The organism is Paramesorhizobium salinisoli (assembly GCF_003335045.1).
GTDB lineage: Bacteria > Pseudomonadota > Alphaproteobacteria > Rhizobiales > Rhizobiaceae > Paramesorhizobium > Paramesorhizobium salinisoli.
This window is the reverse complement of record NZ_QOZG01000006.1, coordinates 80369-101302: the sequence shown is the minus strand read 5'-3', so window position 1 is coordinate 101302 and position 20934 is coordinate 80369. Positions and strand designations below refer to the sequence as shown.

23 protein-coding genes and 3 pseudogenes are annotated in these 20934 nt (G+C 58.8%); 10 read left to right on the top strand and 16 right to left on the bottom strand.

Annotated elements, in window-relative coordinates:
- Positions 1-2: 2 nt before the first annotated feature.
- From virB9 to DUT91_RS15185, 11 genes and pseudogenes are all read right to left on the bottom strand, one after another.
- Complete coding sequence (gene virB9 / locus DUT91_RS15235; protein ID WP_114441392.1) at positions 3-857, bottom strand: P-type conjugative transfer protein VirB9; 855 nt, start codon at positions 855-857, stop codon at positions 3-5.
- Positions 857-1528, bottom strand: coding sequence for a VirB8 family type IV secretion system protein (locus DUT91_RS15230; RefSeq protein WP_114441391.1), 672 nt, complete (start codon positions 1526-1528; stop codon positions 857-859). Before DUT91_RS15230 ends, virB9 begins: the two co-directional genes overlap by 1 nt.
- A 4-nt stretch (positions 1529-1532) precedes the next feature.
- A complete protein-coding gene (locus tag DUT91_RS26580; RefSeq protein ID WP_114441601.1) occupies positions 1533-1805 on the bottom strand; it encodes a hypothetical protein in 273 nt (90 codons plus the stop codon).
- Between the two features lie 35 nt (positions 1806-1840).
- Positions 1841-2776 (bottom strand): TrbL/VirB6 family protein, encoded by a 936-nt coding sequence (locus tag DUT91_RS15220; protein WP_114441390.1) that lies wholly within the window; start codon positions 2774-2776, stop codon positions 1841-1843.
- 3 nt (positions 2777-2779) lie between these two features.
- A complete protein-coding gene (locus DUT91_RS15215) occupies positions 2780-3013 on the bottom strand; it encodes an EexN family lipoprotein (RefSeq protein ID WP_114441389.1) in 234 nt (77 codons plus the stop codon).
- The gene (virB5, locus tag DUT91_RS15210) at positions 3010-3708 is read right to left on the bottom strand and encodes a P-type DNA transfer protein VirB5 (RefSeq protein WP_114441388.1); all 699 of its coding nucleotides are present in this window, start codon (positions 3706-3708) and stop codon (positions 3010-3012) included. The genes DUT91_RS15215 and virB5 overlap by 4 nt, the downstream gene beginning before the upstream one ends.
- Positions 3708-6074 (bottom strand): VirB4 family type IV secretion/conjugal transfer ATPase, encoded by a 2367-nt coding sequence (locus DUT91_RS15205; protein ID WP_114441387.1) that lies wholly within the window; start codon positions 6072-6074, stop codon positions 3708-3710. The genes virB5 and DUT91_RS15205 overlap by 1 nt, the downstream gene beginning before the upstream one ends.
- Positions 6067-6407, bottom strand: a pseudogene (locus DUT91_RS15200) (VirB3 family type IV secretion system protein). Before DUT91_RS15200 ends, DUT91_RS15205 begins: the two are co-directional and overlap by 8 nt.
- Before the next feature lie 4 nt (positions 6408-6411).
- The gene (locus tag DUT91_RS15195; protein WP_114441386.1) at positions 6412-6711 is read right to left on the bottom strand and encodes a TrbC/VirB2 family protein; all 300 of its coding nucleotides are present in this window, start codon (positions 6709-6711) and stop codon (positions 6412-6414) included.
- Positions 6708-7376 (bottom strand): lysozyme family protein, encoded by a 669-nt coding sequence (locus DUT91_RS15190; protein WP_114441385.1) that lies wholly within the window; start codon positions 7374-7376, stop codon positions 6708-6710. The genes DUT91_RS15195 and DUT91_RS15190 overlap by 4 nt, the downstream gene beginning before the upstream one ends.
- 3 nt (positions 7377-7379) lie before the next feature.
- Positions 7380-7919 (bottom strand): hypothetical protein, encoded by a 540-nt coding sequence (locus DUT91_RS15185; RefSeq protein WP_114441384.1) that lies wholly within the window; start codon positions 7917-7919, stop codon positions 7380-7382.
- 97 nt (positions 7920-8016) lie between these two features.
- Here DUT91_RS15185 and DUT91_RS15180 point away from each other — a divergent pair, with 97 nt between their 5' ends.
- From DUT91_RS15180 to DUT91_RS15160, 4 genes and pseudogenes are all read left to right on the top strand, one after another.
- On the top strand, positions 8017-8391 hold the full coding sequence (locus DUT91_RS15180; RefSeq protein ID WP_114441383.1) for a helix-turn-helix domain-containing protein: 375 nt from the start codon (positions 8017-8019) through the stop codon (positions 8389-8391).
- A gap of 568 nt (positions 8392-8959) precedes the next feature.
- Positions 8960-9898, top strand: a pseudogene (locus tag DUT91_RS15170) (class I SAM-dependent methyltransferase); the annotation flags it as partial.
- A 242-nt stretch (positions 9899-10140) separates the two neighbouring features.
- The gene (locus DUT91_RS15165; protein WP_200834990.1) at positions 10141-11379 is read left to right on the top strand and encodes a hypothetical protein; all 1239 of its coding nucleotides are present in this window, start codon (positions 10141-10143) and stop codon (positions 11377-11379) included.
- 119 nt (positions 11380-11498) lie between these two features.
- A pseudogene (locus tag DUT91_RS15160) lies at positions 11499-12002 on the top strand (N-acetyltransferase family protein).
- Positions 12003-12161: 159 nt separating this feature from the next.
- On the opposite strand, the gene DUT91_RS26190 reads toward DUT91_RS15160, so the two are convergent.
- Positions 12162-12509, bottom strand: a complete 348-nt coding sequence (locus DUT91_RS26190) for a hypothetical protein (RefSeq protein ID WP_200834995.1) — start codon at positions 12507-12509, stop codon at positions 12162-12164.
- A 149-nt stretch (positions 12510-12658) separates the two neighbouring features.
- Entirely contained in the window at positions 12659-13462 is an 804-nt protein-coding gene (locus DUT91_RS15155) for a helix-turn-helix transcriptional regulator (protein ID WP_114441380.1), read from the bottom strand.
- Positions 13463-13548: 86 nt separating this feature from the next.
- Between DUT91_RS15155 and DUT91_RS15150 the strand changes: the two genes are divergently transcribed.
- Positions 13549-15102: an MFS transporter gene (locus DUT91_RS15150; protein ID WP_114441379.1), complete on the top strand. Its 1554-nt coding sequence runs from the start codon at positions 13549-13551 to the stop codon at positions 15100-15102.
- A 434-nt stretch (positions 15103-15536) separates the two neighbouring features.
- Positions 15537-16328 (top strand): phytanoyl-CoA dioxygenase family protein, encoded by a 792-nt coding sequence (locus DUT91_RS15145; RefSeq protein ID WP_114441378.1) that lies wholly within the window; start codon positions 15537-15539, stop codon positions 16326-16328.
- A 175-nt stretch (positions 16329-16503) separates the two neighbouring features.
- On the opposite strand, the gene DUT91_RS15140 is transcribed toward DUT91_RS15145, so the two are convergent.
- Positions 16504-16896 (bottom strand): nuclear transport factor 2 family protein, encoded by a 393-nt coding sequence (locus DUT91_RS15140; protein WP_114441377.1) that lies wholly within the window; start codon positions 16894-16896, stop codon positions 16504-16506.
- Positions 16897-16933: 37 nt separating this feature from the next.
- Positions 16934-17980 carry an SDR family oxidoreductase gene (locus DUT91_RS15135; protein WP_114441376.1) on the bottom strand — a complete coding sequence of 349 codons (1047 nt, stop codon included), beginning with the start codon at positions 17978-17980 and terminating at the stop codon, positions 16934-16936.
- A gap of 40 nt (positions 17981-18020) precedes the next feature.
- Here DUT91_RS15135 and DUT91_RS15130 point away from each other — a divergent pair, with 40 nt between their 5' ends.
- The 4 genes from DUT91_RS15130 (at position 18021) to xth (ending at position 20302) form a co-directional block, all read left to right on the top strand.
- Positions 18021-18665 (top strand): TetR/AcrR family transcriptional regulator, encoded by a 645-nt coding sequence (locus tag DUT91_RS15130; RefSeq protein ID WP_425373804.1) that lies wholly within the window; start codon positions 18021-18023, stop codon positions 18663-18665.
- Between the two features lie 357 nt (positions 18666-19022).
- On the top strand, positions 19023-19277 hold the full coding sequence (locus tag DUT91_RS15125; RefSeq protein WP_342634458.1) for a winged helix-turn-helix transcriptional regulator: 255 nt from the start codon (positions 19023-19025) through the stop codon (positions 19275-19277).
- A gap of 66 nt (positions 19278-19343) precedes the next feature.
- Positions 19344-19529 (top strand): hypothetical protein, encoded by a 186-nt coding sequence (locus DUT91_RS15120; protein ID WP_200834994.1) that lies wholly within the window; start codon positions 19344-19346, stop codon positions 19527-19529.
- Positions 19526-20302, top strand: a complete 777-nt coding sequence (gene xth / locus DUT91_RS15115) for an exodeoxyribonuclease III (RefSeq protein ID WP_114441372.1) — start codon at positions 19526-19528, stop codon at positions 20300-20302. Before DUT91_RS15120 ends, xth begins: the two co-directional genes overlap by 4 nt.
- Before the next feature lie 224 nt (positions 20303-20526).
- On the opposite strand, the gene DUT91_RS25535 is transcribed toward xth, so the two are convergent.
- Positions 20527-20892, bottom strand: coding sequence for a hypothetical protein (locus DUT91_RS25535; protein ID WP_147272190.1), 366 nt, complete (start codon positions 20890-20892; stop codon positions 20527-20529).
- Positions 20893-20934 lie beyond the last annotated feature (42 nt).

Sequence of the window (20934 nt, the reverse complement as noted above, 5' to 3'; positions counted from 1 at the left end):
TCCTATTGTCCCGCGCCGCCATCGGTCCGCACGACGCGTTCGACCGAGGGTGAAGTCGTGTTGGTGTCAGGGTTGATGCCGACGCGGTCATAAGCCTCGCTGAAGACGCAAAGAACGTCTCCACCCCTGCGCAGGATGAACTTCCGGCTAATCGCATGCACGAGAACCAGATTACCATCGACGGACATGGGCACCAGGCTCTCGGTGCCGTCCGAGTTCTCCATATAAATGGCCGGCATTTCCTGATTGCCGACGAAGGCAAAGGTCGTAAGCTTCCCGTTATCGTAGACGGACTGCGGCTCCAACGCCTGCGAACCCTGGGCCGAGTAGCGCCAGTTTCGAGGGCCATAGGCTTCATGAAGGGCCAGCACCTTGTCGGCTGCCTTTGCCTGCGTCGCGACGGCTCGCACCGCAGCGGCCTGTCGCCGGCGTTCGGCTTCATCGGCCGGATACCGATATTTCACATAAAAGTAGGTGTTCTGGCCAACCTCCACCGTTCCATCGCGCACCGTCAGCTCCATCTGATAGCTGCGTGTCGATCCGTCCCGGCGCGTGGTCACGACGGAAATATTGGTGACTGGCTGGTTCTCCCGAGGTTTCAGGAACAGGATGTTGCCGGCCGGCGCGACCTCCCAAGCGACACTGTTGCCGAGCGCGACACGGGCGATCTCTTCGTCGGCCGCGAATTCGACCTGCACGGAGGAACGCAGCGACCCGATGATGCGGGTGATGTTGTAGGGCTGGTAATCGACAAAGCGCACGCGGCTGTCCTGCGAAGCACCCCGCGGGATTTCGAGGGCGAGCACCATAGAGGTCCAGCCGACAAGAAGAAGAGCGACGATTGCACCGGTCCGCATCAATTGATCGCCTCCGGATCGGCCCGGTATTCGCTAACCGCAAAACCAAGGGGGTTCACAAGCCTGTCGGTCGACGATATCGGCGCGTTCACGTAAGCGAAGGTGAGCATCGCCACCCAATGCGTCGTACGGACCTCCTCGCCGCGGGTAATCGTCCGCATGTAACGGACGGAGACGACGTGCGGGTTTATCAGCGAGATCGAGGCGATGCTGATGCGCACCGTCGCGCTGCGCCCAAAGGTGTTCTGCGGCGATTCCGGATTGCTGCCGCGATAGAGCGCCGAAAACCGCGCTTGCTCCGGCTGGGTCGACAAAAGCGCGACCGTGCGGAAGTTCTCCTCCGCCTCGCTCCAGACATAACCCTCGCGAGCGCGGACATATCTGGCCGCGAAGTATTTGGTGACGGCCTCGTCGTAGGTCCCCACCGTCGACGTCAGCGCGGAGACGACGTCGACGATGCCGGTCGACTTGTCGACCCGCACGACAAATGGCTCCACCGTCTTCAGCGGCGTGAGACCGGCGACCGCAAGAATCGAGGCGCCGGCGATGATGCTGGCGGCAATGGCAATTGTCCAGGCGATGCGGTTCGACCGTTCCACTTGAGCCATACGGTCCTGATCGAAACGCCGCGCCTTCTCGAAATAGCTCTTGAGATCGTCCGTCGTCACCATGACGCTATCCCGCACAACGACGGTAGGAGGCATCGATGTCGAGATGAGCGAAAACCGGCGAATCGCTGCTTACCTCTACATAGCGTGTGGCCGCGTGCCGAGAGGTCATGGACCGCTTATCCGAATGCTTCTGGGTAAGGTTGCTGTTGGCCTCCCATTGCCACATTGAGCGATTGAGCGGTCTGCGCGAATAGCCATCGCATTTGGGTAGCGGATAGGTAAGCGATGCGCAGCCGGTTAAGGCCGCCACCCAAAGCAGCGAAAAAGTTTTGATCATTCCGGGGAATGCCTTTTTCTTGTTCGCGCGGACGGTCATGAGCCGGCGTCTCTGGATCTGAACGTCCGCCCCACGGCACGAAACCCACGCCCGGCGGCCCGGAAACCGCGTGAGGCAGCCCGGGCGAGCGCACCCTCGTGGGCATCTCGTGTTGCGCCGTATCCGAAAGCGAGCGAAGCGCCGCCGGCCGAGAGCGCCGAGGCGATGCCGGGAAGCTGATAAAAGACGTAAAGGGCCGCTAGACAGATGGCGCCCAGCGCTGTCGGGCGCATCAATACGTCGGTATATCCCTCGATAACCGTGAAGGTAGCGTCGATGCAGGTTATCAGCAGCGAGCCGACGGCGGCGACAAGAACCTGGAGAATTACAAAATTGGCAAGCTGCCCGATCCACGCTTCCGTGAAGCGCCGTGTGGCGTGAAACATGGCGAGCGCTATAAAGATCGGGCCGATCGCCAACACGATGGCAAGTGCCAGCCGGGCATAGAGGGAAACAATATAGCCGATCGCCGCCACGATAAAGCTTGCGAAGATGACCAATACTCCCCCCAGGCCGGTGACGATATCGATAGGCCACGATGCCCGGGACCAGATGCGGGTGGCCGAGGCGTGCCCCTTGTCGAGCAGACTGTCGAAAGTCGAGGCGCTCGGCGCCGTGCCGGTGTTCAACGCCTGGGAAATCTCGCGCGGCAAGACGTCGAAGAAAACGGTCGTGACATAGGTCTGATACTCGCTGGCGTTCTTTACCAGCATCACGATGATGGCGAGCTTGATCGCCCGGTAGGCGAAATCGAGGATTGGTTCCTGGATCGAACCGCGAAGGACGAGATAGCCGTAGAGTACGACGTAGAGGGTGACAGCCGCCGTCAACGGGCCTGAGACCCACTCGGACATGTTCTTCGTTCCCTCGGAGATGAAGGTCTCCAGGGGGATCTTGAACTGCTCGTCGACGAAGATGAATACCTCGTACATGGCTCAGCCTCTCAGGGAATCAAGCATGCGCTGGAGCCGCAGCTTGCCGTCGGCGGCTTCGGCGTTCCTGCAGTTCGGTGCATTGCGAACTTCGCCTGGATTGTTACGGCATTTGGCGATGATGCCGGCAAGCAGTGACTCGTCGGCGGTCAGTTCGTCCACGCTGTAGGTCCGCTCCGCCTGCTGCGAGCAAGCAGTCAGGCCGAAGATCGTAAGGCGTAGGAAGCTTCTCTTCATTGCAGCGCCTCCTCCATCGCGTCCATGCGCCGGCGCCAATCCTCGGCCTTGCGCTGCTCGTCGATCTGGGTTTGCGCCTGCTGCACCATGCGCAGCCCCTCCATGCGCAGGACATCGTTCTGGAGGAAAGCCGTTTCGGCCTGAAGCCTCGCCTGAAGGTCGGCGATTTCCTTGGCATCGCCAGCGGTGGAGATCTTTTGCCGCAACTGGTCGATACCATCGATGCGCTTTGTGGTTGCGTCGTAGATCTGCTCGCCAAGGCTCATCTGCCCGGCATTCCTATTCTGGATGCGGGAAAGCTCCTGCGCATAAAAGTCGTCAGCACTGGTCCGGTAGGTCGTATTACCTTCGCGGAATTTCGACGTGGAATCACCGAACAGGCCGGTGGCATTGCCCTTGAACAATTCTTCAATGGCATTGAAGTTTGCCGGCAGCGCCTTGCGGATCGCCGGATCGTTCAGGGCGCTCGCGACATCGGCCATGTCCGTCAGTCTATTCAACGAACCATAAAGCTGCTGCGCCTGCTCGATCTGCTGATGCAGGGCATCGAGCTGGGACTTGAATTGCGCAATGCTCTCGATATGCTTGGCGATCGCCGTCTGGTCGATCACCGGGATCCCTTGTCCCGCCGCACTGCCGGCGGAAAGGATGAGCGCCGCGGCGATTGCCGCACCGTGACGTCGATGGAAAGCCATCAGCTCGCACTCCTTCGTTGCTGGAAGGCGGGAAGCCAGTCCTCCCGCCGCTCGCCGACCTCCGCACGGATCGCGTCGCAAGGTTCAACATTGGCGGTCCGGCCGGAGAGGATGGCGAGCTCGTTATCGAAACCATTGAGGTTCAGTTCGGCGACAACACTGTTATGGCCCTGCTTCAGCACGAACCGGCGGCTCTCGACGGAGAGCTCGCACGCGATCAGGTCGTATTCGCGCTCCGTCAGCTTGAAGCCGTCGACATAGTCGGCGTGGTTGCCGCGGGCGTTCGGCAGAAAAATTTGCGTCGGGCATTGCTCGATGATCGTGTGCGCGATCGGCGAAACGAGCGCATCGCGCGGGCTCTGAGTGGCGAAAAGCATGAGGCCGTTCTGCTTGCGGATCGTCTTGAGCTTGTTCTGGGCAAGATCACGAAAGCCTTCGTCCTGGAGCGCCTTCCAGAACTCGTCGATGACGATGATGATACGTCGGCCGTCGATCAGTTGCTCGACGCGATGAAAGAGATAGGCCATCAGCGGCGTGCGAATCTCCTCGTTGTCGAGGAAGTCGGTCATGTCATAGCCGACGAACTTGCCACCCAAGCCGATGTCCTCGATGACATTGTCGAAGACCCAGCCCAGCGGCCCTCCCCACTCCCAACGCCGCAGCCTTGCGGCGATACCTTCCGGATCAGTGTTGTTGAGGAAGGTCCGAAGCGCGCCGATCGTGCGACGCTCCACCGGCAGATCTGCCAGGCCATCGATGGCGGAGGCAATGTCGCGAAGTTCGGTCACGGTCCGTTCCCGCGTCGCCGAGCCGACAAGCTTGCCGATCCAGCGCGTGAGGAACACCTTGTTATCCGGCGTGAGTTCGAGGGTCTTCAGCGGCGCGCAGCCGGTCGGAACACCGTTCTTAAGGGGAAGGTAGGTGCCGCCGGCGGCGCGCACATAGAGATCGGCTCCCCTGTCCTTGTCGAAGAACACCACATGCGGATCGTGCTTTTCGAGCTGCGACAGCATGAAGTTGAGCAGTACCGTCTTGCCGGCGCCCGAGGGTCCGCAGACGAATGTGTTGCCGAGATCGCCATAATGGAAATTGAAATAGTACGGTGCTCCCGACGCCGTCTTGAGCAGCGCGACGGCGGGACCCCATTCGTTGCCATCCTTCTGGCCGAGCGGATAGGAGTGGAAGGGCGATAACCCGGCGAAATTCCGCGACGTAATCGCCCCGGAGCGTGCGCGATACCGAAAGTTGCCCGGAAGCTGCGCCCACCAGGCCGCCTCGAGGCCAAGATCCTCGCGCGCAACCACAGCGCCGCCACCGGTCAGGCTGGCTCTCGCCTTGGCAAGATTGTCCGTCAGTTCCTTCACCGAGGGGGCGAAGACGGATAGCGAAAGATGATGCTCGCCCAGGACAAAACGATTGGACTCCAGATCGTCCATCGCATCGTCCAGTTCTTCGATCTGCGAGGCGGCCTTGTCGCCAATGCTCACCATCTGGTTCTGTTTACGGCCCATGATGGTACGCGCGTCGGCCTTTGAGACGAAGGAGAAGGATTGGGCCAGGATCAGTTCGAAGGGGCTGGTGAGCACACCGTCCAGCATGCCGGTACTGGTGCGCGCCGGATATTCCTTGAAACTCAGCATGCCGGCAAAGCGGCTTGTCGCCTCGTGCCGTATCTCTATCGTCTCGCGGCCGACGATGACGCGATCGGAGTAGATCGCCGATGCGATGCGCCCGTCAGTCAGCGGAATGGGCTCCCGTCGGCCGCCGACGATCTGATGCAGGACCTCATTCGATTCCGAGAACAGCAAACCATCGTGCTCGTAGAAGGACAGCACGCGCGGGTCGAACCGCTTCAACGCCGCCGTGACATCGATGACCTTGTCGCGAAGCTGCTTAAGGGCCTCCTCGTCCAGTTCGGCACCTGCGCGACGAGCCTGACGCAGGCGCGACAACAGCCTCGCCGCCTTGTCCGCCGGATCGCGGGCCGGCGACCACAGGATCGTCAGATAGAGGTCGTTGCGAAACAGATCCTCGCCCACCATGCGCGCGCGATACTTGTCGTTGAGCGCGGCGGAAAACGGCGTGGTGAACGTGCCTTCCGGATAGCAGTTATCGCGACGGCGGATGAGATGGGTCCACAAGGCAAGCCGTTCGTCGGCGATGTTGCGGTAGAGCGTATTGAGATCACGGTGAAGCATGTTCAGGTCGAAAACATCCGCGGTCTCAAAGGAGACGCCCTCAAGGGCAACCATCACCATCAGCGCTCGGGAATCGAGCGCGATCGTCGACGCGTCGACGTGGCGAACGTAGGGAATGAAGGTCTCCGGGCCAAGCTCGCGAGACCTGAGCGTGGCGAGACTAGGCAAATCCGAGGTCCTTTTCGTCATAACGCCGGGCAAGCCCCAGCGGCGAGAGCGTCGCCCCGCCCCAATAGGCCGTGTTGCGAGATCGGCCACGTGTCGCCACCCAGGCAAGCAGGATGCGAAACATGTTGTGGTCGTGCTTGACGGCGCACGGAACACCAGATGGAAGACGACGCCAACGAGGGCGTAGGCGATCGAGCCGGCAAGGATGTAAAGAATGGTCGTGAGCATGATATTCAGGCCCATGGCTTCCATCGTCACGCCGGCGATCATCGCCGGCCGGGTGCAGGCAATGAACAGCGTGTTGTCCTCGAGCTCCGGTCTTGCGTTCGCCATCCTGTCAGCTTCCCACGATGGTATTCACGAGTTCGGTGGCGCCGAAAATGCCGCCGATGCCGATGATCCAGAACCCTGCCCTTCTGAGGTCCATGTAACCGAACATCCAGGCGATGCAGATCACGATTACCGCGATGACGGCCAGCAGTTTGGCGATATTGCCAGTCAGCATGTCGACAATGTTCTGCAGCACGGTCTCGATGCCGGCAGCCTGGGCGAACGCCGGCTCGGCGAGGGTCGCGATGATGGCAACCGCCATCACAGCGAAAGCGGCTATCTTGCGAATACGGAAACTGAAGGTCATTTACTTTGCTCCAATTGACTGTTCTGAAAGACGAGGACGGAGGAGCGTCTTCGCGAACTGAAGACATCCCAGGACGGCGTGGCCGCACTCTGTTTTACAGGCTGGTCGTGCCCTGCCGCTTCGACATCCACATCGGGGGCGTTCTGTTTGGTGACACGCCTCCCCTGCCCGCCATCGCCGATCGTCAGCGTTGCGAGGGTTTGACCCAGCCGTTTGATTTCACGCCGGACCTGTGCGTCATACTTGACCATGGCGCCGACGGAGGGATCCCGCCCATGGTAGGACTGAAGCATCAATTGTTCGGCCCGCTTAGGATCTGCGCCGGCCTTCACCGCGAGCCGGTAATATCCGTCGAGCAATGTCGCGGTGCCGTGAAGGTTGAGGCACGGGTCGAAGGCCTCGGAGATCGAGAGCTTCAGCGTCCGGAGTTCTGCCATGCCGATGCCGCCGAGACCGAGCTGGATGTCCTGCTGCCCGGCCGCTAGCGACGTGGCGATCTCGATCGCTTCCACCCTGGTCGTGGGCTGCTGCGACAGCGGGGCGCCGCTGTTGACCCGGATGGCGAATGGCTCGAACCGGCTTTCCAAGCTGACAACGCCGGCGAGTGTTTCGACGGCGATCAGGGGTGCGCAGATCTGCGCAAGATCAACGAAGGCAACGGGCATCGGTCAGTACCAAACCCGTTGCTTGCCGACGCCCTCAATGGTCACATCGATGTAATGCGGCCGCCGGCGTAGGTTCGGTCGGGTGATGATTTGGGCCATGCATTGGAAACGGCCGCCTACCCGTCGCCAGCGCGGCGAAAGGACGGAGCCGCGTTTACCGGCGTGGTTGTCGCGTCCCGATGAGCAGAAGCGATTGCCCACCGGCTGGAAGGACGTCGAGACGCATGTCGCATGGCGCCCGCCTGCCCCGAAGGAGCCGATCAGCTTGTAGCCTTCGTTGCAGGAGTACGGATCGTAGCCGGGCCGCGAGCTATGAAAACCGGCCCCGCTGCAAGACGGGATTGACCGGCCCTTGGCAAGTCGGTCCCACAGCTTGCGGATCGGCGGTCGGCATTCGGCATGTTGCGTGGGACCGCCGGGGTTGGAAAGGCATAGGATAACCTGGCATCCCCACCCGTCGGCTCGCGCTTTACTGTCGAAAACGAGAGAGAAAGACGCTAGACTGGCTGCAGCGACGAACGCCTTTGCGAGAGAGATTTTCATGACCCCTTCCCTTCATAGTCGAGGCGCAGCCCGGACCACCCAGTTGGCGCGCGAGATTGCGACTCGTTATACTATCAAATATCTCATAGTTTAAACGATGACAAGGGCACTCGACGCACGATGGCAGGACCAGCGGTTTTCGGCCACCGCCCTGCAAGAGGTTTTTGATAATCCTTTGGAGGGGGAGACGCCGCAGTCGCGGTTGAAGCAGATCGGCATGATGACGTTGCTTTATATGATGCACCAGAAGGGCGAGAAGCTGACCCTCGCCAACATCAAGGAAATGACGGGGCTGACGCGCAACACAGTGAAGGAATCGATTGATCCACTCGTTGCACGTGGCATTCTGCAGGAATCGATCGTGAAAAATTCGGTAGGACGTGGAACGGCGTGGCAATACGAGTTCAATCCGCAAATAGTCGAGAGATTGCAATCCGGCGCAAGCACAAGCCAGCGGGCATCGGAGACATAGTCGCAGTTTTCGAATACTGGCTCGTGCACAGTCGGGTCATCACGATGCGACGGATTTTGCGGCCCGCCTGACTGGGATTGTGCCGCTGTCTTCGGCAGAACCGCTTTCGCGAACCGCCGCGATTGCTCCCGAATTGCGTTGCCTCCTACCGCCGGATCAGCCTCCGCCGGTGCATCGAGGGTTTTCGGCTTTCCGAACCGAGATCCGAGAGCAGGCCAATCTCGGCGAGTATGGGCAATAACATGCGCTTCCAGCCCGCGCGTTCGATCATGTTCACCGCCGGCAGGAAAGCCCGGGGCTCCCTTATCTGTACTGAGGCAGCCTCGATGCGCGGCGCGCCGGTGGACCGGGGCCAAGGCATTGGCAGTGGACATGATGCGGCTCCACTCCCCCACATCTGAAGCGCAAAGGCCCATTCCGGGCAGTCAAAACACCCGCTAAGCCGAATCTTGCCAGAGGTCTGCCGGAGTTCCGTCCGCTATTCACTCGTCATGGGATCTAAAGCCGATGGGGCTGGCCGCTGGAGAGCCCGTGTTGCCTTTCAACCGGCTAAGCATGCCGGATAAGACCAGAGCCTGACATGAGTCTGCTGGAGTTCGATATCGATTGCATGACGTTCTGGGATACTCACCGGCGTTTGTGGGGCCATTTTGACAACCACTATTTTGCAAGCATTCCCTACCGGCTCGAAGAAGAATGCCGCCTGGCCGCAGCAATACTCTTGTTTGGCCTCTCCGCGTGGGGATTTAGCGGGCAAGCCGCAACGATCTACACCTTGGGAGCAGGTGCAGGCACTCTCGCAAGAGCGTTGGCAAGACTTGGCGATGGCAGGCTCAAGACCCTGAACTGCAGCCCGACTGCCGGTAATCGTGCCTGCTTTTTCGCACGACGAGGAAGCGAGGACGCGCATTTCCATCATGGTCCATTCTTCGAACTGGACGACGAACGCTATGCGACCGATGAAAATCTTCGACCGTTCCGGGATGGATATGATCTGGTGCTGGAGGACACAACTTTCCAAATGTACGGTCGCGACCGGGAAGAACAGCTCTCTGTCATAGCACCGCGAGTTCGGGCCGGCGGCCTGCTGGTGCAAATTCAAAAGCTCATGCACCCGGACACCAAAACCTACTTCGCTCGCGAACGCCAAAAGGACGAAGAATTCAAGTCACGGTACTTTTCGCAGTCGCAGATCGACGCAAAAAAACGCGACGTTCTCGACACTATGGCAAATTTTCAGGTCGATCTGGAGAGCTCCATTTCCGCCCTCGGCACGTGTTTCGACTACTCCGCCATCACATGGAACAGCGGGAATTTTTATACGATCGTTTCCTCCAATTCGTTTGCCTCGTTACGCGATTTCATCACTTCCATGGTGAAGCCAGCTATACCTCCGGAGTATTGTTATGAGCTCCTGCCGCGCATTTTCGCACGCGAGGGAATGCCCCCCGGGCCGGCAGACTGGACATGGCGAGCGCCACGATCGGCCGCACCGAAACCTGAATGACGACCTCGAACCATTGCGGCACTCAGATGCAGGCATGGAGGAACGAGCTAATGGTCAGCCATCAAGCGGATGTGGGAACAGATAACGAACACGGCTATCACACCATAGCCGACCTCAGAAACACCTTGTCATATCTCATGCCGCATCTGGATGGGTTCTGGCGCCGCCCGCTCAAGGATTATGCATGGGCGGCCTATGATGTCGATGACCGCCGAACTGGATGCGCCCATCGCGACCAGGCCATGTCCTTTCTGCAGAAATGTGTAGAACGAGTTGCCCTTGGATCGGGAGCTGACCCACTGGAGGCACGCCAGGCAGCAAATCAATTGGCCGCCTGCCCGATCATTCAAAGCGGGCCGCATTGCCATCTGCTTATCGAGCCGGATGCCTTTTACACACATCTGTTCAGTCTGCTCGGACTTGGCGCGCATGGGCTCCGGTGGCATATTTGTTACAGTGCCTCGACTGTGAAATTCATAGAAAAACCAAAAAAGGGACCCGGCTGGCTTCACCTCGAGGGTGAAGCGGTCAATGTCTTCGGAGTTCCCCGCAGCCGGATGGATTCCTACAATATTTGCGGGTTCAATTGCCCCTATCGCTTCGTGCTGTCGGGACGAAAGAAGGGGGCGTCCGCGAACGCGACCGCCGCCAAGCTCAAGGCAATCCTGCCGACCACCGGATTCTCATCGGCAGCGAACGCAATCAAGGCCGGCAACCAGGCGATATGGGAGAAAGCATTTCCGTCGGCGGTTCGGCTTCTTCAACTTGACGATATCGATATCGCTGATCTCGTAGCCGACCATCTTGAGGACCCAGGATCATGGCTTTCGGGGCGTTTTTTCGACAATGGTTTGTTTGCTCGCTCTATTTTGGAGGGAATCGATGGTCTCAACGCCGGTCCGTGGTCGGGATGGATTCGCCGCACGACTGATCTCTTCTGGGGGCTGGCGGACGGAAAAATCTTTCCCTTGCGATTGCGAGACAAAGTTCTTTCGGGTGGAGTTGGATCACGATTTGCAATCCAGTTTGCACCGCAAAACATCGCTGCCGCGCTTCGCCAACGAAAAATAGTTCCCAGCCTGCTCACGACATTTCTGGTAACGTCCATCCTGCCGGGGGTGCGGGTTCTCGGCGGCAGCCGACAGATAATCTATTATCCCCTCATGCGCTATATTGTTGCTACCGCACTGGAAAAATCGAACGAACGTGACCTGTTAGGTGCTCTCGATGCTGATATCCGTCCCGGATTATGGGGGCACCGCGTTGTGAGGCCGGGCGACGGGTTTCCTCTCCTGGAGATCGAAACGCGTGGAAGCGTCCAGGATCTACTGCCGGACTACGATGAGCAGCCATTGGTGCAGGCATGCGGGGATCTCGCCAGCTTCACGACCGATCCCATCTGGGCAGAGCTTTCCACCTGCATCGCAAACGGTGCCATTCATACTCAATCGCCCGAATGGCGATGGGCGCAGCTCTCATAGAAGCTCGCTTCGCACCGATCATGAAGGCGATAGTCCACCATTGATCATGAAGGCGATAGTCCCACCATTCTTGCCAGTCATGGTTCTAAGGGGACCGATCGGAGGTGTATGTGTCAGCAATAAGGCAGGAAATCTTGATCAGACGCCTCTCAACGGATGAAATTGACATTTTCCGCAGCATACGCCTTGAAGCGCTTTCCCGTGAGGCATCCTCATTTGCGAGCAGATATGAGGATTGGGTCCATCTTTCCGACGAGGAATGGCGTTAACGGCTGAACAATCCGGTTTTCGTCGCGTTCGAAAATGATCGGCCCGTCGGCATTATGGGGCTGTTGCATCAGCGCCTGGGCAAAATGGCGCATCGCGCTACCCTCATCAGCGTCTATGTGCGCAAGTGTCAACGTGGGACAGGGATCGCAGAAAACCTCCTGGACGCGGTTGCGGATTATGCAAGAAGCGTCGGTGTTCAGCAGCTTGAACTGGCGGCCAGCATCGAGAGCCCGGCGGCACTGCGCTTCTATCAACGGCAAGGATTTGCCGAAGTTGGCCGGATCCCCAGCGGCTTTCTTGATGACGGCAAGGAGGTTGAGGAGGTGATCATGATGCGTCGGCTAGATGAATGATCGATCCGGTCTCAACCGGTTCAACGGTGACATCAATCCGCTTGGCTTCATCCGCGGAATGGCAATTTATCCACCTCCGGCGCCACTCACGGTATTACGGGTGCCAGTTTCTGGATGCTGCAGCGAATATATCCATCTCGCGCTGGAAATCTCTGTATCTCACCCAAACACGAGGCATATAGCGTCAAGTGTGATCCGATTCAGCCGTGGGTGGCGGTGTTTTTCCGATAATGCCAGCAGGTCAGCCTGGATTAGTTTCCATTCATAAACAACAAGTCTTTGATTCTGTTTGATCAATCGCAATTTCGCGGGCAAGGCACGGCGGTTTCGGGTATCCCGGATCATGCCACCGCCGGAGCCGACAATGCGCCAAGAACGCACCGTCCAAGCCAGCATATTCGATCTTTTCGCCTCGTACGAGATCGGCTGCGAGCTGAAGGCGATGTCGGACTGGTGGACTAGCATCGCGATCTGGTTGGTCTGCCGGGTCACATTTGGAATACCCATCATCATTCTCCTCGGCCAATGATGACGGGTATTCGGGAGTCTTCTCGTGGCGGAGCCATTTGCTGGCTGTCCGGCTTCAGTCTGCATTCGGCGAACGCGACCGCGCCGCGGCCGACCTCATCCCACTCGTCCAATCCAGATACATCGTTCTAACGTGGACCTTGTCGGCTGAAATACACCACCATGCGCAGATGGCGATGCTCATCGACCGTGAGCATGTCGTGGATAAACTCATGACGGTTGTCATCCGCATCCAGGATGGCGCTGATCCCTCGGCCATAGCTGTCCACATGAGATTGCTCCATGCCGCGACGAAAATCGGGCGATAGCGCCACCAAATCTTCGATTAATGTGAGTGCCGCAGGGCTCGCAGGCGCCGCGGCAAGATCGTAACGAAACTGTGCGTGCAGGCGGGGCGCGTCTTGATGCCAGTTCGGAAATCGGCGCCGTGATGCCGGATCTGCAAATATCATCCGCATGAAGTTTCGATGAACGCGCTCGCGCGTCGCAAAGCCAAACAGGCTGTCGGCAGCTCTGTTCCAGGCAATCACATCCCAATGCAGATTGATGACATAGGCTGGACGTTCGACAAGATCATCCATCAACTGCTGCACCAATGGCGAAACAGATGAAAGCTCGAACGCCTCGGCAGGTGGCGGTCGGCGGTGAGCCAGCAGGAACAGGTGGCAGCATTCCGCATCGTCAAGCCTGAGCGCTTTGGAGACATTGAGCAGGAAAGCCTCAGAGACTTGAATATCCCGCCCCTGCTCAAACCATGTGTACCACGTAAGGCCTACACCAGCGAGAGCGGCCACCTCTTCACGCCGTAGCCCGGATGTTCGCCGCCGGCCGGTGTTTGGCAGTCCTACATCGGCCGTTGACAGCTTCTTTCTGTGATGCACCAGGAAGTCCGAAAGCTCATTACGCGTGCGCGCGAGGGTGCGGGTGCTCATGCCATTGCTCCTTACAATAGGATAAAAACTCATATTGTAACAGGATTAACATTGCCCGATGTCGTCTTCCTGACAAGGAGGACGAGATGATTGCGCACGATCCAATCGAGATTTCCAAGCCTGGACCTATAGCTGCGAAAATGTCCGCGAGCCCACGCGAATGGTTCGGGCTGGCACTGCTGGCGCTGCCAACAATGTTGCTGGGACTGGACCTGACATTGCTGCATCTGGCACTGCCTGCACTGGCCGCGGACCTGCAGCCCACCAGCACGCAGGCGCTTTGGATCATGGACGCCTATGGCTTCACAATCGCCGGCTTTCTGATCACCATGGGCACCCTCGGAGACAGGATCGGCCGGCGCAAGCTGCTGATGATCGGCGCGGGTGCCTTCGCCGTCTGCTCTGTCTTCGCCGCATTTTCCACCAGCCCCGGCATGCTCATTCTTGCCCGCGCCGCGCTTGGCGTGGCGGGCGCCACCCTCATGCCCTCTACACTGGCGCTCATCAGCAATATGTTTGCCAACCCGAAGCAGAGAGCGCTGGCAATCGGGATATGGGCGACCATGTTCGCACTGGGTATGGCAATGGGGCCGGTCGCTGGCGGCTTGATCCTGGGCTGTCTGTGGTGGGGTGCCGCCTTTCTGCTCGCCGTTCCCATCGTATTGTTCCTGATCGTGCTCGCGCCTGTCCTGCTGCCGGAATATCGGGCGCCGCATGGCGGCAGGCTCGATCTCATCAGCGTGACGCTATCACTGTTGGCCCTGTTGCCGTTCATCTATGGCATCAAGCAAATGGCGAAATACGGCATGTCCTATGATGCCGTCGGCGCAATTGCAGCCGGACTCTTATTCGCGCTGTTGTTCATTCGCAGGCAGCGCCGTCTCACCGACCCGGTGCTGGATATGACTTTGTTTTCCAACCGGGCGTTCAGCGTCGCGCTGCTTGTGCTACTCTTCGGCCTCGTTGCAGTTGGTGGCGCCATGTTGCTGGTGACTCAATATCTGCAACTGGTGATGGGCTATTCGCCTCTGGTTGCCGGCCTCTGGATGGGGCCCCCTGCCCTAGCCATGGTCGCCGCCGGTATTGGTGCCCCCCTTGTTGCCCGACATGTCAGACCAGGCTTTGTCGTCGCCGGCGCGCTTTTCCTTTCGGCAATCGGCTATCTGCTGCTCGCACTGCTCAGCGCGGGCGATAACGGGCTGGTCGCCGTCGTCACCGGCTTCTCGCTCGCCTATCTGGGCCTCGGCACCATTGCCGCGCTGGGGACAGATTTGGTGGTCGGCTCCGCACCTGCCGATAAGGCGGGTTCGGCATCGGCCGTATCCGAAACGGTGCAGGACCTCGGCGTTTCGCTCGGGATAGCGATCCTTGGCAGTCTTTCCACGACCATCTATCGGCAGACCATGCTCGACCAGATGCCGGAGAACATTAATGCAGATGCACGTGAAGCTGTTTCCGACAGCCTTTGGTCGGCGTCGCAGGAAGGCGGATTGCCCTCCGGCCTGATTGAGCTAGCCCAAGCTGCCTTTATCTCCGGCTTCAACATCGCCTCAAGCGCAAGCGCGATCAGCGTCGCCGTCCTCGCTATCCTCGCCGCCGTGATGCTGAGACATATCCGGCCGCTGGAGCCAGATGCGTGACCAAGACAGCGTGAAGATATTGTGGGGAGGCAACGGTATTACGGTTTCTGAGAACAGCCAGCTTTTGTTCATCCGTTTGCGAAAACTGGCTGATCGCTTCCCACCAATAGCAGCCGATTAGGCGACTTCAAGCTGCTTACAGCCTTTCCGGTTCTGGCCTGAAAAACTGAGCAAGCCGCCATTGAGCTGACGACCCTATATTTCAGCCATTTGAGGCCTTGCGCAGAGTTCTGAGAACTGGTCCTATCTGGTTCAGCGATTGTGCATTGTTGAAGTCCTTGCCGGCAAAGAGCTCAACTGCTATCTCCAACTCATGATGATGTTTAAGTCCACATTCTTCCCGCTGATCTGACGACTAAAAGTCGTCGTGGCACGCAAGTGCCTTCCAGATCATAAACGGCCTGTCCAAGTGAGGCCGTGCGGAGATTTATTGAATGTCGGAAGCTTCTCATTCCGATCTGAGCCAAGATCAGATCGCGCATTTCATTGAACACGGATATCTTAAGCTAGAGAGTGCCTTCGATGGCGAACTGGCCCGCCAAGGGCGGGAACAGCTCTGGGCCGCCATGGGTCTGTCCCCTGACGCGCCGGAGAAATGGAAACAACCGGTTGTCCGATTGGGCTTTATGACCAGTAAACCGTTCGTGGACGCTGCAAACACACCGCTTTTGCACGCATCGTACGATGCCCTGGTTGGAGAGGACCGATGGTTGAGACCCAATGGCCTGGGAACTTTCCCGGTCCGTTTCCCCTCATCAAACGATCCTGGTGATGCGGGGTGGCACGTCGATGTCAGCTTCGGCACCGACAACCCCGACTTCATGCAGTGGCGGGCCAACGTGAAAAGCAGCGGCCGCGCCCTGCTCATGTTGTTCCTCTTCTCCGATGTCGGGGAACTGGATGCCCCGACAAGGATCCGGAAAGGGTCGCACCGCGCTATCGCCAAGCAGTTGTTGCCACATGGAGAGGCCGGTCTCACGCTCAGCCAACTCGCCGCCGATGGTTTTACTTCGACTGCGGACTGTGAAGAAGTGTCGGCCACCGGGTCTGCCGGAACGGTTTATCTCTGTCATCCCTTCCTGGTCCACTCGGCGCAACCGCATCGCGGAACTGAGCCTCGCTTCATGGCGCAACCCCCGCTACTGCCGAGGGGTGAGTTTGACCCGTCGCTCCCACCCTCTGCTGTGCAAATAGCCATCCGCAAGGCCATCGGGATGGAAATCTAAAAGCCAGGGGCCTGGGACGTACCGTTCCAGGCCCTAACCACCTTGCCATGAGGCGTGGTCCGCTAACCGGGTCGATTTGCCGAAAGCAGCCTGGCAGCAACCCACCAGGCTAAGCCGCTCGGGGAGCTGGAAGCCGGTTTTCGTTCAGACGCAAAAGTTTCTGGTCGGGCTCCGGTCACTGCTGATCGATAGCCGTTGCCTGCGACCAGACTACCATCCATCGGCCGTCGCGGCGCTCGTAGATATCCGTGTGCCAATACTCTCCCGGTGGTACGGGATGGCCTTGGAAGATGACTTCGAGACGAGCGCGGTAGCGGATCACCGCCGCTGAGCCGTGAAGACGGACTGCGATAACGCCGGGCTCCCACATTGTGTATTTGATCTGACCTGCGGCGATGGCACCGAGGTATTGCTCCCGTGATAGAGGCATGCCTATCGGAGTGATCAACTGGAAGTCATCTGCATGCAAAGGAGCCGCCGCAGCCATGTCGGCGGCAACAAGGGCCCGCAATCGCCTGCGTTCAAGTTCACGAATGACGTCTTCTTCGGCCTGAACTCTATCTGTCATGTAAATCTCCGCTGTCGGTTTATGGTATGGCAAAGGGTCACAATGATCGAGTGGCCGTACGGAGAGGGACCAGCCCTCTGTCGATGAGGCTTCGACCGCAATCCCGGATTGTCTCCTCTTCTGGGCGCGGATGCCATTGCAACATGGCCGCTGCCTTCGACGTGTCGACGCGAAGGTCCCGTCCCAGTTCATGAACGATCGACTGCGCGTCCGCATCGACAAGTGCAAGAATTCGGACAAACCAGTCAGGTAGTTCGGCGGTCGGCAAGGAAGACTTGTACTCCGGAAAGCACCGGGCAAGCGTGTGCGACAGATCCTTCATCGAAAATACTCGACCTCCAACAATGAACCTGTGTCCGGCGGCCTGAGGTTCGACCATTGCACGGACGTGGGCTATCGCGACATCACGCACGTCTACGATCGAGCAGCCATAGCGCGGCAGCCTTGAAAATTTGCCGTTCATCAGCTTCCAGACCAGCCCCACGGACGAGTCGAGCTCATATCCCATCAAGGGTCCGAGGATGGGACCTGGATTTACCACGCTTAAAGATAGACCGTGTTCATTGGCGAACGCCCAAGCGGCGCGCTCCGCCAACGTCTTGGACTTGTAATAGGGTGTTGCCCGTTTGCTTCCAACATCCGTCCAATCCCTTTCGCTAAATGGTGCTCGTCCGCTCCCATGGTTGGTGGCTGCGATGGATGAGGTGAGAACAACCCGCTGAACCCTGCCTTGGTGTGCCGCCCGCAACACGCGGAGCGTTCCATCCCTTGCCGTGCGGATCAGTCCTGCCTCATCACGCACCGCGCCGCTCGGAAATGGAGACGCCGTGTGGATCACGTAATCGCAGCCCGAAACCGCTTCAGTCCATCCCTGGTCATAGTTCAGATCGGCTTCGACCAGGCTGAGATTTTCCGTGAAAGGTTGGAAACGGGGTATCCTTGTCGTCGCTGACGCCATCCGCCGTATTGTTCCGCGCACACGATAACCCTGTTGCAACAGCTGCAGCGCCACGTGACCACCAAGGAAGCCGCTGACTCCGGTGACCAGAACCAGCGCGTTTTGAGGCGATACCTTCTCTATCATGACGTACTCCCGTTGCCGGTCTTAGACATATAGACTTAAAATGTCCATATGTCTCTTTGACATTTCGGACACTATTCGTCAATATGTCCATATGAAAAAAATAGGGCCCAGGACGGCATCGATTCTCGACGCCGCGCTCCCAGTGTTTGCCAGGTATGGTTTTCACAAGACCACAATGGTGGACATCGCTCGCGCTGCGGGGATTTCGCGTGCATCGCTCTATCTTGCCTTCAACAGCAAGGAAGAGCTCTTTCGAGCCGGGTCGGCGCGAGCTCATCAACAGACGATGTCGAATGTTGAGGACGTGCTTTCCCGCAATGGAGATGTCATCGATCGTATTGCGGACGCCATCTCCGCATTCCAAGAAGGACTGATAGCTCCCTTCAGCAGGAGTGAAAGCGCCAAGGAACTCTTCGATATCAATATGCAATTGGCGGCGGACATAACGACCGACGCCAGATTGAAGCTGCTCAAGCTCCTTTCGGAAGCTCTCGCCGATGCACAGGCTCACGGAGAAATCGACCTAAAGGCGCTAAAGGCCTCACCCATCGACGTTGCCACGCTCATCGCCGCCGCCATGGATGGCATCAAACACACAATCAGTGCCAATGGGCCGTCAGATGACGCCATGAAACTGTTGATGAGGGTTCTAAAGTCGGCGCTCAACTCGGAACGAAGATCATGATCAACGAGCTTTGGCATGACCTGCAGAGCAGGCCCGGCGAAGAATAGATTTGGCCGCCGACGGCGCATTGCATCCGTTGCGGAATGTACAATGACCGCCCTCCGACCGGTCGAGGAGGAAAACACCTTTGAGTCGTGTACCGTGTGGAGGTTGGCAATCAGAAAGTAGCGCAGCGTTTGAAGCGGTTACAGCCGCCGTTTGAGCATTTTTCAGGGCGCAAACGGCCGCCATAAGTTCTCGAATATCCCGGCTATCGCGCCCACATCGCTCCGCCTGCGATACCGGCCGTGGGTTGTCAGTTGATTGGAGAGCGGTCAAGCCGAGAGGCTTATGCCTGTGGAGTCATCGGAGCTCACGATGCCTTGCCGAAGGTTCCTGCGTGCTGGTCCACGGCGATTTAACGAGCTACGCCTCGACATCCCGCCGATTTCGGCCAAGGTGCTCTCGCAAAGGCTTCGTGAACTGGAAAGCCGTGGCGTTATCACACGAACTATCCAGCCAACGACGCCGCCTTCAGTGGAGTACGCCCTTACACCGCTCGGCCAGGAACTGGTGCCAGCGTTGGACGCCATCGTCGAAGTCGGCTACAAACTCAAGGCCGCAGTGCGATAAGGTATCCCGGATCAGCGCGCCTGCTACGCGCGTTTAACCGAGCAGCAACCGCAAAGGAGTCCTGCAATGAGCAAGCGCGAACTGATCGATTGGGGTACCGGCAAACGCTATGCCCGCCGCGACCAAAGAGGCAAGTTTCAGGAAAGCGTTCATGTCTCCGGCTCGTTGTCGGCCGAGCCCGTCGTGACGCCAGGCACAACGCAAAGCTCGGCCAGGGCGATAAGGGCGACCACAAACGCTGAAGTGCGGTGAAGCTCGCCACCTACAACGTCAACGGCATCAATGGTCGCCTCAACGTGCTGCTTCGGTGGCTTGAGGAGGCGAAGCCGGATGTCGTCTGCCTGCAGGAACTGAAAGCGCCCGATGGGAAGTTCCCTCGCCGCGAGATCGAGCGCGCCGGCTATGGCGCCATCTGGCACGGGCAGAAATCCTGGAACGGTGTCGCGATTCTTGCCCGCGACCGGGAACCGCTTGAAACCCGCCGCGGGCTTCCCGGTGATCCAGAGGACAATCACAGCCGCTATATAGAGGCTGCGATCGACGGCATCGTTGTGGGCTGTCTTTACCTTCCAAATGGCAATCCCGCACCCGGTCCGAAGTTCGACTACAAGCTCCGCTGGTTTGAGCGGCTGCAATCCTATGGGGCCGAATTACTCGAACTTGAAGTGCCCATCGCCCTTGTCGGTGACTTCAACGTGATGCCCACCGATCTAGACGTTTACGCGCCGGAACGGTGGCGCGACGACGCGCTATTCCGGCCGGAGGTGCGCGCCGCCTTCGCAGAACTTGTCGCCACTGGATGGACGGATGCAGTCCGGCTGCTGCATCCAGACGAGCCCATCTATACGTTTTGGAAGTATCTGCGAAACGCATTTGCGCGCGATGCGGGCCTTCGCATCGATCACTTTCTGCTCAGCCCTTCCCTGCGGGACCGTCTGACCGCGTCCGGTGTCGACAAGTTTGTGCGCGCCTGGGCGCACACGAGCGACCACGCACCCGTCTGGATTGAACTGGATAACGGATAGCCTTTCCTAAAACAATTATATCTCCGATGCCGGCACGGCTCTCCACCCTGCCCTCGTGAATCCGGAGACGGAGGATGTCAAAGGCGTGACGCAATGCCGGAAGGTGATCGGCGAGTGGGCCCGTCGTGTGTCTAGGCGCGATGCCGCTCGAACGGCGTGGTCCGCAAGTGCCGACAGCGCCTTTCTGGATGCACCAATCTGCGCCTGGACGGACAGGCCCTGGATCATGGCATCGATGAAGCGCGCGAGGGAACTAGCGTCGCGCCCGGCTTCAATTGACCGTCGGAAATACCGCGCTTGATATGCGCCTGGATAGCATCGAGCGTTACCGTAGATTGGCGAGATAACGCGCCACCGGCTTGTTTTCGGTCGCACAGGTCAGCACGGCCGTCGAGACCAGGCGAACGGCCCTGTTTGGTGAATTCTCGTGCCGACTCCCGAAACACCGCGTCAGCAAGGTAAAAGTGAATCCTGGTCTTCAGGTTTGGCCGGAAAGGCATCCAGATTGCCAAGCGGCACGGAATATTCCGAGCCGGAAACATCCAGACGGCCGGGCCGACCCGCAGATGGCTTTTCTTGCCGCTTGACACGCGATTGTCTGTCTGTAATAAACCAATCAGTTAATTAACTGG